This is a genomic window from Pseudomonas sp. MWU12-2020 (assembly GCF_023100605.1).
GTDB classification, from domain to species: domain Bacteria; phylum Pseudomonadota; class Gammaproteobacteria; order Pseudomonadales; family Pseudomonadaceae; genus Aquipseudomonas; species Aquipseudomonas fluorescens_H.
Genome location: NZ_JALMEX010000002.1, coordinates 712,253 through 724,933, shown reverse-complemented (window position 1 = coordinate 724,933; position 12,681 = coordinate 712,253). Strand labels below are relative to the sequence as shown.

The 12,681-nt window shown below is 62.0% G+C and carries 9 protein-coding genes; 6 read left to right on the top strand and 3 right to left on the bottom strand.

Annotated elements, in window-relative coordinates; all coding sequences use genetic code 11:
- Positions 1–268: 268 nt before the first annotated feature.
- Positions 269–6,682, bottom strand: a complete 6,414-nt coding sequence (locus tag M0814_RS07375; RefSeq protein ID WP_112997798.1) for a non-ribosomal peptide synthetase — start codon at positions 6,680–6,682, stop codon at positions 269–271.
- 488 nt (positions 6,683–7,170) lie between these two features.
- On the opposite strand from M0814_RS07375, the gene M0814_RS07370 reads away from it, so the two are divergent.
- The 4 genes from M0814_RS07370 (at position 7,171) to M0814_RS07355 (ending at position 10,697) form a co-directional block, all read left to right on the top strand.
- Complete coding sequence (locus M0814_RS07370; protein ID WP_103485032.1) at positions 7,171–7,965, top strand: helix-turn-helix transcriptional regulator; 795 nt, start codon at positions 7,171–7,173, stop codon at positions 7,963–7,965.
- 84 nt (positions 7,966–8,049) lie between these two features.
- The gene (locus M0814_RS07365; protein WP_103485033.1) at positions 8,050–9,456 is read left to right on the top strand and encodes an efflux transporter outer membrane subunit; all 1,407 of its coding nucleotides are present in this window, start codon (positions 8,050–8,052) and stop codon (positions 9,454–9,456) included.
- 156 nt (positions 9,457–9,612) lie between these two features.
- A complete protein-coding gene (locus M0814_RS07360) occupies positions 9,613–10,218 on the top strand; it encodes an SCO family protein (RefSeq protein WP_103485034.1) in 606 nt (201 codons plus the stop codon).
- Positions 10,218–10,697, top strand: a complete 480-nt coding sequence (locus M0814_RS07355; RefSeq protein WP_003224198.1) for a copper chaperone PCu(A)C — start codon at positions 10,218–10,220, stop codon at positions 10,695–10,697. Before M0814_RS07360 ends, M0814_RS07355 begins: the two co-directional genes overlap by 1 nt.
- A 65-nt stretch (positions 10,698–10,762) precedes the next feature.
- Here M0814_RS07355 and M0814_RS07350 read toward each other — a convergent pair whose 3' ends face one another.
- Positions 10,763–11,383 carry a hypothetical protein gene (locus M0814_RS07350; protein ID WP_247868468.1) on the bottom strand — a complete coding sequence of 207 codons (621 nt, stop codon included), beginning with the start codon at positions 11,381–11,383 and terminating at the stop codon, positions 10,763–10,765.
- A gap of 22 nt (positions 11,384–11,405) precedes the next feature.
- Positions 11,406–11,897 carry a hypothetical protein gene (locus M0814_RS07345; protein ID WP_103485035.1) on the bottom strand — a complete coding sequence of 164 codons (492 nt, stop codon included), beginning with the start codon at positions 11,895–11,897 and terminating at the stop codon, positions 11,406–11,408.
- 183 nt (positions 11,898–12,080) lie between these two features.
- Here M0814_RS07345 and M0814_RS07340 point away from each other — a divergent pair, with 183 nt between their 5' ends.
- On the top strand, positions 12,081–12,455 hold the full coding sequence (locus M0814_RS07340) for a hypothetical protein (protein ID WP_103485036.1): 375 nt from the start codon (positions 12,081–12,083) through the stop codon (positions 12,453–12,455).
- On the top strand, positions 12,452–12,649 hold the full coding sequence (locus tag M0814_RS07335) for a helix-turn-helix transcriptional regulator (RefSeq protein ID WP_098968294.1): 198 nt from the start codon (positions 12,452–12,454) through the stop codon (positions 12,647–12,649). Before M0814_RS07340 ends, M0814_RS07335 begins: the two co-directional genes overlap by 4 nt.
- The last annotated feature ends 32 nt before the right edge of the window (positions 12,650–12,681 follow it).

Sequence of the window (12,681 nt, the reverse complement as noted above, 5' to 3'; positions counted from 1 at the left end):
GGGATAACCTGCTGTAAATACGAGAAAAAGGAGCGCGCAGCCGCGAGTCCGTGCCTGCTGCGCGCAGCCTGGAAAAGCTAAAACATCGGGGCTTGCGGGGCTGACATGGGAAGCGGGGACAAGCCACAGGCTCGGCCGCCGCAATCCCCCTGTGGGAGCGGGCTTGCTCGCGAATGCGGTGGGTCAGTCGATGTTGATGGTGACTGTTACACCGCATTCGCGAGCAAGCCCGCTCCCACAGGGTTTGGTTTACACAATCAATTCCGGGCTAGAGCCGGCGTTTGCGATTGAGGCTCGGGATGGTGGTTTGCGGGATGACCACTTGCTGCGCCTCGGGTGTGGTGCTGAGCGCCAGCGCCGCCAGCGTCGGCTGGCTGAACAGCGCCCGGGCGTCGGTGTGCAAACCGCTCTGACGCATGCGCGCTACCAGACTCACTGCCAGCAGCGAGTGCCCACCGAGTTCGAAGAAGTTGTCGTGACGTCCAACCTGTTCGACGCCGAGGACTTCAGCCCAGATCTGCGCCAGCGCGGTTTCGACGTCACCCTGTGGCGCCACGTATGGGCGGTTGATCACCGCATCGGCTCCCGGCTCCGGCAGGGCTTTGCGGTCTATCTTGTCGTTCGGCGTCAGCGGCAAAGCGTCGAGCCGCACAAACGCGCCCGGCACCATGTACTCCGGCAGACGCTCTGGCACATGGCTGCGCAACGTCTCAAGACTCGGTGCTTCCACGCCGGAACGCACGGTGTACCAGGCCACCAGACGCTCATCACGGACCATCACCACCGCCTCGCGAATCGCCGGATGTTCGATCAACCGTGCTTCGATTTCCCCCGGCTCCAGGCGCAAGCCACGCAGCTTGATCTGGAAGTCGTTGCGGCCGAGGAATTCCAGCTCGCCGTGATTGTTGTAGCGCGCCAGATCTCCCGTACGGTAAAGGCGATCACCCACCACAAACGGGCTGTCGATGAAGCGCTCGGCCTGCATTTCCGGCAAGCCGTGATAACCACGCGCCACGCCGACGCCGCCGATGTGCAACTCTCCGCTGACGCCTTGTGGCACTGGTTGACCGTACGCATCAAGCACGTACAGCCGCGTGTTGCTCAAGGCTGTGCCGATCGGCACCACGTTGTCCGGTACCGGCATGTCCGGTTCCAGCGTCCAGCCCGTACTGTCCACCGTGGTTTCAGTCGGGCCGTAAACGTTATGCAAACGCACCCACGGCAGGCGATCGCGCACCTGACGCGCCAGCGCTGCACTGAGTTCGCCGCCACCGTTAAGCACATCGGTCAGGCTGGTGCACTGTTCGACACCGTCCTGCTCGATGAACTGCTGCAGCAGCGCAGGAACGAACTTGACCACCGTCACCTGCTGCTCGCGAATGGTCTGCACCACATAGGCCGAATCGCGGTTGCCGTCCGGCCGCGCCAATACCAATCGCATCCCGGAACACAGCGGCCAGAAGATCTCCCACACCGAACTGTCGAAGCTGAACGGCGCTTTTTGCAGCAGCGCGCCGTGTTCGGTCGGCGGACTGAGCTGCGAGCCCCAATGCACCATGTTGCAGGCGCTGCGATGCTCGATCATCACGCCCTTCGGCAACCCGGTAGAACCCGAGGTGTAGATCATGTAGGCAAGGTTCGAAGCACTCAGGCCCGGCACCTGCAAGTTGCCTGCCGGCTGCTGCTCCCAACTGCCGTGATCCAGATTGATCAGCGTCACACCCGGCTCGCCCAGCAGTTGTCGCGTGGCGCCATGCACCAGCAGTGCGACAGGCGCGCTGTCCTGCAACATGTAGTTCAGGCGCTCCAGCGGATAGTCCGGATCCAGTGGCACATAGGCGCCGCCCGCCTTGAGGATGCCGAGCAAGCCGACCAGTAGATCCAGCCCGCGCTCGACGCAGATCGCCACCCGCGAGTCCGGTTGCACGCCGACTTCGCGCAGGTGATGGGCCAGGCAATTGGCGCGCTCGTTGAGTTGCGCATAGGTCAGGCTTCGCTCACCGGCCTGTGCGGCAACGGCGTGCGGTTTGCGCCGCACCTGTGCTTCGAACAACGTGTGCAACGGCTGGTCCAGCGGACAATCGACCTCGGTGGTGTTGAACGTGATCAGCAAGCGTTGCAACTCCTCCGGCTGCAGGATCGGCAACTGATTCAACGGCTGTTGCGGGGCCTGTTCCAGAGCCTGCAGCAAACCGTGCAACGCGGTTTGCATGTAGCCGCAAATCCGTTGCGCGCCAATCTGGGCGACGGCCCTGCCGGTGAGGCGCAAGCCGTTGCCAAAATCGTCCACGCTCATGGTCAGCGGGTAATTGGTGCGCTCCTCGTTGGCCAGGGTTTCGATGCCTTGCCAGGCTTGGCTGGATGGTTCCAGCAGTTCGGATTCGTCACTGTGCCGATAATTGAGCAGCGCGCTGAACAGCGGCGACGGCGAGGCCACGCCGCTGCAGCGTTGGGCCAGTGCCAGCGAAGCGTGTTCATGCCCGAGCAGCGCGGTCAGCCGCGCATGGGTGGCGCGCACCGCGTCCAGCACGCCTGCATCGACATCGATGCGCAGCGGCAAGCTATTGATAAACACACCCAAGGCGCGGTCGGCACCCTCGCCCCCCTGCATGCGCCCCATCAGCACGGTGCCGAACACCACGCGCTGCTGGCCCGAAGTCGCCGCCAGTACCCGTGCCCACGCCAGATGAATCAGACTGGCGACGCTGACACCGGCCTGTCGCGCCTGGGTGCGCAAACGCTGATACACGTCCGCCGGCAGCACCTGCTGCGCTTCCTCGATACCGTTACCGTCGCCCTGCACTTCCTGCAGCCCGAACGGCAGGGTCGGCTCGTCGATGTCCGCCAGTTGCGCGCGGAAAAACACTTCGTGTTCCTGCTCCGTGACACCCAGCCGCGTCTGCGCCACGTAATTGCGATACGGCACCGGCGGCGCCAGCGCCACGACCTGCCCCGACAGGCTGGCCTGCATCTCGCCGCGCATTACTTCAAGAGCGATGTGGTCCATGGCCAGGTGATGGAACAGCAGAATGCCCACCACCCGATCCAGCGCCGGATCGCGGGCATACACCAGACGCATCAGTGGCGCCTGACTGACGTCGAGGCGATAACGCCGGGCGTTGAAGCGCGCGTGCAACTGCTCGATGATCGGGCCGTTGGCCGGGTCCAGCTCGACCTCCTGCAACGGCAGAATCGCCTCGCGCCACACCACCTGCACCGGGGTGGTCAGGCCTTCCCAGAGCACCGCGGTGCGCAGAATGTCGTGGCGCGCCATGACTTGGCGCAGCGCAGCGGCGAAGGCTTCGACGCGTTCAAGACTGTCGAACGCCAGTTGCGATTGCAGCAGGTACGGATCGCCCTGAGCGGCGGTGATGTGGTGATAGAGAATGCCTTCCTGCAGCGGTGCCAGCGGGTAGATGTCCTGCACGTTGGCGGCGCCGCCCGGCACAGTGGCCACGATCCGGTCGAGGGTCGGCTGATCCAGTTGCAGCAGGGGCAGCATATCCGCGGTGATGTGGGTGCAATCGGCGGTGATGCGGTTGGCCGGCACTTCGATCTCGCGACCGCTGCCGACTGAAGCCGCCAGCGCCGCGAGGGTCGGCTGACTGAACAGCACACGCACGTCGCTGCTCAAATCGAGCTGACGCATGCGTTCGATCATGATCACCGCCAGCAACGAGTGTCCGCCGAGTTCGAAGAAATGGTCGTGACGCCCGACCCGCTCGACTTGCAGGACTTCGGCCCAGATCTGCGCCAAAGCGATTTCGACCTCGCCTTGCGGCGCCTCGTATTCGCGGCGGATCAAATCTTCCGCCCCGGGGGCCGGCAGCGCCTTGCGATCGACCTTGCCGTTGGCGGTCAGCGGCAACGCCGCCAGACGCACATAAGCACTGGGCAACATGGCGCTGGTCAGGCGCGTTTTCAGGTGCGCGTGCAGCGCGTTGATGTCCAGCGGCGCCTGCTCGGTGAACCACGCCAGCAGTTGCCCGTCGCGCACCAGTACCACCGCTTCGCGCACCGCCGTATGGCTGGCGAGTGCGCTCTCGATCTCGCCCGGTTCGATCCGTACGCCGCGGATTTTCACCTGATCGTCGTTGCGCCCCAGATACTCCAGATTGCCGTCGGCGCGCCAGCGTGCAAGGTCGCCGGTGCGGTACAGGCGCGCACCCGGTTCAGCGCTGAACGGATCACGCAGGAAGCGCTCGGCGCTCAAGTCCGCGCGGTTCAGGTAACCGCGAGCCACCCCGGCCCCGCCGACGTACAACTCGCCGCTCACGCCAATCGGCACCGGTTGCTGCTGCTCGTCGAGCAGATACACCGTGGCGTTGCTCACCGGTTTACCGATATGCAGCGCCTGCCCGGCGTCGATGCGCCCTGAAGTCGCCACCACGGTGGCTTCGGTCGGTCCGTAGTTGTTGATCACTTCGAACGATTGCTGACGCGGGAACTGACGCAAGCGATCGCCACCGATCAGCAGCGTGCGCAACGTCGGGTGATCGAGCTGGCGGCTGAACGCGTATTCGGCGATCGGGGTCGGCAAAAAACTCACGTCCAGCGGCTGCGCACGCCACCAGTCGAGCAGCGCATCAATGTCTTCGTTGCCATCGCTGAGCGGCGCCAGGTGCAAGATCGCGCCCACGCACAGCGCCGGCCAGACTTCCCAGGCCATCGCATCGAAACCGAACCCGGCCAGGCTCGACGTATGGCTTCCGGCACGCAGGTCGAAAACGTCAGCGTGCCAATCGACCAGATTGCACAGCGTGCGGTGCTCGACCATCACCCCTTTGGGCAGGCCGGTAGAGCCGGAGGTGTAAATCACATACGCGAGGTTTTCCGGGGTCAGCCCCGGCACCTTCGGTGCGCCGACATGGGCGCTGGACCAGGTCGGGTGATCCAGCTCGATCACCGGCACCGACAACGCCGGCAGGTGCCCGCGCAACGCACTCTGGGTCAGCACCGCGATTGGCGAGCTGTCCTCCAGCAGATAGCTCAGGCGCTCGGCAGGATGCGCCGGGTCGAGCGGCACATAAGCGGCACCCGCCTTGAGAATGGCCAACAGCCCGACCAGTGTGTCGAGCCCGCGCCGGGCGACGATGGCCACCCGGTCATCCGGCCGTACACCGAGATCGAGTAGATGATGAGCCAGCGCGTTGGCGCGTTGATTGAGCTCGGCATAGGTCAGGCAATGCCCTTGATGAACCGCCGCCAGCGCCTGTGGTCGTTGCGCGGCCTGGGCCTCGATACGCTGATGGATGGTCGTCGCGCTCGGGTACTCCACTCGTGTCGCATTCCACTGTTGCAGCAGCGCGCTTTCTTCGGGCGTGCTCAGCGCGAAATCCGCGACAGGCAGGTTCACCGCCTCCAGCCCTTGCTCCAGAATCAGCAACCAGCGGTCGGCCAGCGCCTTGACCTCATCGGCGGCAAAAAACGCCTCGCTGTAGATCAGGTAGAGGCGCGCGTCGTCATTGGTCAGATTACTCAGCAGGTGCACCGCAAGCGGCGTGGCCTCTTCCTGGTTCGAGGCCTTGATCATCCGCCCCGACGCCTCGCCATAGCGATAATCGTGAGCGCCCTGCTCGTAGGACACCGTGACCTCGAACAACTGCGAGCGCTCCTCACGCAGCAGGCCCAGGGCGCGGTTCATCTCACTCACGGAAAAACGCTGATGGCGGAAATCCTTGCGCAGTTCCTCACGGATCGTACTGATCAGTTCAGCGAAGGTGCGTTCGCGGCCGAAGCCCATGCGCACCGCACTGACCTGGGCGAACAGCCCAAGCGTGGACTTGAAGCGCGCGCCGGAGCGATTGAGGATCGGCAGCCCGACGACCCATTCGTCACGCTCGGCGGTACGGCTGAAATACACGTGCAGCGCCGCCAGCAACACATGGAATGCCGAAGCGCCAAATTCCCGGGCCACCTGCTTCATGCGCTGGTGCAGCAGCGCCGGCAAGGGCTGCGCATGGACCTGCGTCTGCGCGGCATTGCCGGCCAGGCTCTGCTGATATCGCGGCAGCAACAGCGGCTCGGGCAATTGTCGGTACTTGTCCAGCCAGTAGCTGCGGTCCTGCGCATAACGCGGCGACGCGTGATAGCGCGCATTGTCTTCGATGAAGTCGATGTACGACGGCGCCGAAGCCGGCACAGGCCGGCCCTGCGCCAGCGCGTTATAGATTTCGTCCAAAGACTTGAACATTTCGCCGAAGCTCCAGCCATCGACGATCAAGTGATGAGCCTGAGCGGACAACCAATGGCGCTCGCCATCAAGGCGGATCAACAGAAAACGGAACAGGCAGCCGCCGTCCAGCACGAAGGGCTGATTGATGCGCGCCTGCACCAGGGCCCGCGCTGCCGCCTCCGGGTCAGTGTGCGTCGACACATCGTCGATCGGCATCGGCACCGGTAATGAGCGGGCAAACTGCTGCAAAGGCAAGCCATCGACACCGGCGCCCGGCAGCAGGATCGTGCGCATCGCGTCATGCCGGGCCACCAGCGCTTCGAGGGCGGCGTGCATGAGTGCCGGATCCAGCGGGCCGCTGAGGTCCATGTACCCGCCAATGTTGTACAGCGGCGAATCACCGCGACTCAGCTGATCCAGCCAGATATCCAGCTGCGCAGCGGTCAGCGGATACGTCTGGAGCGATGCGGACGGCGTGGCCACCGCAAGAGCAGAAATAGGCGGCATAAGATCCTTCTCATGTGATTTTGCGCCTATTCAAGCATCGGCCCCGATGCCGACATGACACGTGAAACCCGGACAACCCCACCCCGTGCGCGGGCCTGTCAGTGCTTGTTGACCCTGACTGGGCGGGAACTATCTAAAAGTTCGGACAGGAAACACTGAAAAACTTGTAGGAAAAATGCCACACATCAGCGCTGCCATCGGCCCTCTCAGTTACCTCACAGCACCGTAAATGTCCCGGTTTTCAAGGCTTTTCCGTGACCAAACAGTCAGACAGCGCACGACATCTGTACCAAATGGCGTCAGAAGCCCGGCGCCAAGTTTCAGAAATGATGGCACTTTGTGTCCCTGTTTTCCCCTACAGACGTAGGACAAATCCATAGGCTTAAATCCCGCCCCAGATCAGTTTCAAGGAGGGACGATTGCGTGGGCGGCTTTTGCATAAACAGCGGACGACTCGGTGATGACTCGGAACCAGGGATGACAAGGATATGAATCTGACCGGCAGCATTCGCAACATGGAAAACCCGCACTTCTACTGGCAACTGGGGGAACTGATTGCCAGCACGGGCGACGATCTTTTCGCCAGCAATATGTTCCAGTTGGTCGACACCCTGGTGCCGGTCAATCGCGTCGACCTCAGCGAGTGGATCCTCGACGAGCGCCAGGCCAGCGTGGTCGAGATCAAGGCGCTGGGCAGCGCCGGCCTGCCCCAGACTTTCCCGCCACCGGACCCGTTGAAGAGTCCGGACGATCATCCGTTGTTGCAGAAGATGATCGAGATGAATGATTCCCTGCTGATTCAACTCAAAGCATCACTTCAGCCACGACATCCGCAGCACAGCGTCCACCAGTGCAATCTGGTGTCCCGCACCTCCAACCGCCGCTGTGTCATCTCGTTCTACCGACCGCATACGCAACGGGTGTTTTCCCTGCCGGAGCTGTCGTTTCTCAAAAGTCTGTCCGACACTCTGCTGCCGCTGATTGAACGGCACGCGCACCTCAGTCGGCAAATCATCGCCAAACAGCCGCGCCCACCGTTGGCCGATCTGGAGCAGGCACCGTTGCAACAAATGCTGGATGAGCGCCTGGCGCTGGGCGGCATCGTGCTGTCGGCGCGGGAAAAAGAAGTCTGCCTGGGCCTGCTGACCGGCGGCACCGTGCCGCAACTGGCCGAGAAGCTGCGGGTCAAGAGCAGTTCGATCGAGACCTATCTCAAACGGGCGACCGCCAAACTCGGGGTCAGCGGACGGCACGGGCTGGCGCGCTGGATGGCCGGCGCGTAACCGCAGGGTCATGGTTCAGCGGTGTTCGATAGTGGTGTGGGGACTCAGTTCCCGGCACGTGTTTTTTCTGCATGAGAGCGTCCGATGTTGCGCATTTCCCTGCTGTCCCTCGCCGCCCTGCTGGCCGGTTGTTCGTTGATTCCCGAGTACCAGCGCCCTGCCTCACCGAGCGCTGCGCAGTACCCGCAAGGCAGCGTTTACCCGGCACCGACGCAGGCTGCACCGCGCACTGAGGACTGGCGCACACTGTTCAACGACCCGGCGCTGCAACAGTTGATTGAAAGCGCGCTGGTCAACAATCGCGATCTGCGGGTGGCGGCGCTGAACGTCGAAGCGTTCCAGGCGCAGTACCGGATTCAGCGTGCCGATTTGCTGCCGGCGGTGTCGGCCACTGCCAGCGAATCGCGCCAGCGCATGCCGCCCAGCGTGACCCGCGGCAAAGCGCTGATCAATTCCACTTACGCGGTGAATCTGGGCGCCAGTGCCTATGAACTGGATTTTTTCGGCCGGGTGCGCAGCCTCAGTGAGCAGGCGTTGCAAACCTGGCTGGCGACCGAGCAGGCGCGACGCAGTGCCGAGCTGAGTCTGGTGGCCAACGTTGCCAATGCCTACCTGACCTGGCGTGCCGATCAGGAGCTGCTCGAGCTGAGCCGCCAGACCCTGGCCGCCGATGAGCAAAGCCTGCGCCTGACCACGCGCAACCGTGACGCTGGCAAGTCCTCGGCGCTGGAACAGGCGCAGGCGCAAACCAGCGTCGACAGTTCGCGGGCCAATCTGGCGCGTTATAAACGCCAGGTGGCGCAGGATCTGAGCAGCCTGACGCTGCTGGTCGGCGCTCAGGTCCCCGAGAAACTGCCGGCGCGGCCACTGTCAAGCGATCTGGTGCAACAACTGCCGGCCGGGTTGCCGTCGGATCTGCTGCAACGACGCCCGGACATTCTTCAGGCCGAGTACAAACTGAAGGCGGCCAACGCCAATATCGGTGCGGCGCGGGCGGCGTTTTTTCCCAGCGTCAGCCTGACCGCCAGCGCCGGCACTTCCAGCCGCGACCTTTCCGGACTGTTCAGCGGCGGATCGGGAGGCTGGACTTTCCAGCCACAAATCAACCTGCCGATTTTCAATGCTGGCAGCCTGCGCGCGAGTCTGGATTATTCGAAGTTGCAGAAAGACGTGGCGGTTGCCGAATACGAGAAATCGATTCAAACCGCGTTTCAGGAAGTCGCTGACGGCCTGGCGGCGCGCAGCACTTATCAGCAGCAATTGCAGGCGCAGCGCGACCTGGTGCAGGCCACTCAGGACTACTACAACCTGGCACAGCACCGTTATCAGAATGGCGTCGACAGCAGTCTGGTGTTTCTCGATGCGCAACGTTCACTGTTCAGTTCGCAACAGGGTCTGATCACTGACCGGCTGGCGCAACTGGTGGCCGAGGTCAATCTGTACACCGCGCTAGGCGGCGGCTGGCGGGCCGATGAGGCGAGTGTTCAGTAGTCACTCGTCACTTTTTCTTACACCTTTTGTCGCCCGATCCTGCGCCGCGCGGCGATCCGTGGCCGGGGTCTGCCTTCAGTTTGGTATCATGCGCCGCTTTTACGGTTAACCCCCCGCCAGTCCTGCCGACTGACGGGCTGCAAAAGGCGGTATTAGATGACGGCTTTGTTGACTCGCCGCAAGGTGCTTGCGGGAATGGGCGTGCTGGGCCTGGGCCTGCTCGCCGGCTGCGACACCCGTGGCCAACTGTCGTACAAGTACGGCAAGGACCTGAGTGACAAGATCCTCGGACGCACCTTCAAGCTGAAGAACACCGACGGCGAAACCATGACGCTGTCGAGCTTTCGCGGGATGATGCCGATGATCTTCTTCGGCTTCACCCAATGCCCGGCGGTGTGCCCGACCACCCTCGCCCGCGCTGCGCAAATCAAGAAGCTGATGGGCAAGGACGGCGACCGTCTGCAGGTGATCTTCATCACCCTCGACCCGGAACGCGATACGCCGCAGATCCTCGACGCCTACGTCAAAGCCTTCGACCCGAGCTTCGTCGCACTGTACGGCACGCTGGAAGAAACCCAGGCCACCGCCAAGGAATTCGACGTGTTCTTCGAGAAAGAGCCGGCGGGCGACACCTACACCATCTCCCACACGTCCACCAGTTACGTCTACGACTCGCGCGGCCAGTTGCGCATGGGTCTGTCTGTATCGCTTTCGGCACAAGAGTGCACGGAAGATTTGCTCACCGTTATGGAGGTCTGCTGATGCACCCCGTTTTGAACAACATCAAACGCGCCGTTTTCGCGGTGTCCCTGCTGGGCCTGGCTTTTCAGGCCAGCGCTCAGACCAGGGTCGACGACGCCTGGGTGCGTGCGACCGTGCCGACCCAATCGGCCAGCGGCGCGTTCATGACCGTCACCGCTGACAGCGACAGCAAACTGCTGAGCGTTGCCTCGCCGGTGGCCAAAGATGTGCAGATCCACGAAATGTCGATGAAGAACGACGTGATGAGCATGGGCCCGGTCAAATCGGTCGACCTGCCGGCCGGCAAAGCGGTCACCTTCGACCCGAACGGCTACCACGTAATGCTGATGGGCCTGACCGGCCAGCTCAAGGAAGGCGAAAGCGTGCCGCTGACCCTGACTGTGGAAAACGCCAAGGGCGAGAAAGAAACCGTCGAAGTCAAAGCTGAAGTCCGTGCGCTGACGCACATGGAAGGTCACGATCACAGCAAGATGCATTGATCTGACTTGGCGGCAATAAAAAGGGGCGGCCTGATCGATGATCAGGTCGCCCCTTTTTTTGCGTGTTACGCGTCTCGCGCAATCGCCAGCGAATCACTGTCCTGCTTGTTCAAATCCAACGGTGCAGTCATTCGAGGATTTCGCGCCAGCAACCGCTTGATCCTGCCCCGCGATGCTTGACGCAAATAGCGCTTGCTCAACTTCTCCAGGTGCAGGTCCAGACCACTGACCAGAAGCATTTTGCGTTTGGCGCTCTCGGCCTTCAGCAGGTAGTAGACGACCAATCCCGCCGGCGCGCCCCACCAGTTGAAGAACGCCCCCGCCACTGCCGAGGTCGCCAGGCAGGCAACATACGGGAGGCTGACCGGGATGCGATGAATGAATTCTTCGTGAAGCATTTTCCCCTCCGACAGCGGCGTGAGGCGACCCTCGCAGTGGTTGAACACACAGACCGCGCTCTTGCGTTCGCCACCCGGTAGGCAGCCGTAGAGTACCGAGATCTCTTCGCCCCGCTTGACCGGCAGATGCTTGTTGAACAGATCCAGCGGCAGATCACCCTGTGCAGTCCTGACCCAATACCGATCCTGATACTCGCCGGCAGGCATCAAAAACCGTTCATGGCGAACCATCGTTCCTCTGAAATCACCGAACTCGATGACGACCTTTCCACTTGTGAACGTTTGCATGGCTATTCCTGACATGTCGTCTTCAACGCTTTCGAGCCAATGCGTCACGCACACTTTCTCGGGACATCCCCGAGCTGGACCGCGGCACGGCTTGATCCACTGGCGCCTGTGCCAGCGATTTCTTGCGCTTTGCCACCTGACGCCAGTGATAGCCGAAGTACCCGGCGGCAATGAAGAACCCCGGCCAGCCTGCAACCGAGCCGACAACGATCCACAGCCCGAGGGTGATCAGCACGGATTTCCAGGTGAACAGCTTCAGGCTGTCATCGACGGGCACCGTTTCAACCGGCGTCTGCTGCGCCAGCGGCATCTGCTGCACCCCATCCAGATCAAAGCGCAATGAGAAGTCCGCACCCGGTATCTGGACATTTATTTGATTGCCTTCAGCGGTATGCACCCGAACTTCGCCATTGACGACCGACACCGAACTGAAACTGATCTGGGTTTCGTGATGAATCTCGCCGTTGACCAAGGTCACGACCGTTCGTTGTTCGCCTTGAGGGGTGTCGCGCATGTCGATTCCTTGAGCATTCCACGTCGGACGACGTGCAGAGGGAAAGTCCGTTGGGCTCGAATGCTACTGAGTGGCCATTAGGCTGTCCAGAAACAACCCGGTCGAGGTTTATGGAAAGCTTGCTTTACATAAGAAAAAATTTTAGCAAGTATGTAAAGGGTCTTTTACATAGGAAGTTGAAGAATGAACCGGTACTACCTTGAAATGGGCACAGCGCTGATCCTCTATATGCTGGTGTTGATGGCCTCAGTGATCGCTACGCAATACCTGACGGATGCCAACATGATTCTGCGTTCAGCCGTCGCGCTGACACCGATTATCCCGGCAGGATTGATGTGCTGGAGCATCGTGCGCAACATGCGGCGCATGGACGAAATGCATCTGCGTATACAGTTCGAAGCGCTGGGATTTGCATTCGCCGCCTCGGCGCTGCTGACCTTCAGTTACGGTTTTCTGGAAAACGTCGGCGCCCCACACATACCGTGGACTTGCGTGTGGCCCGTGATGGGCGCCATGTGGATTCTCGGCCTGCAAATCGCGCGACGTCGCTACCAATGAAAAATCGCCTCAAGGCACTCCGCGCCGAGCGCAACTGGTCGCAGGTCGATCTGGCTGAACGCCTCAAGGTGTCGCGCCAGACGATCAACGCCATCGAAAACGAGCGTTATGACCCTAGCCTGCCACTGGCGTTTCAGATTGCCCGGGCGTTCGAGTTACCGATTGAAAGCATCTTCGACGACGGTTTGGACTGATCGCCGAATTGGCTGACGGTGGGCGATGCCTC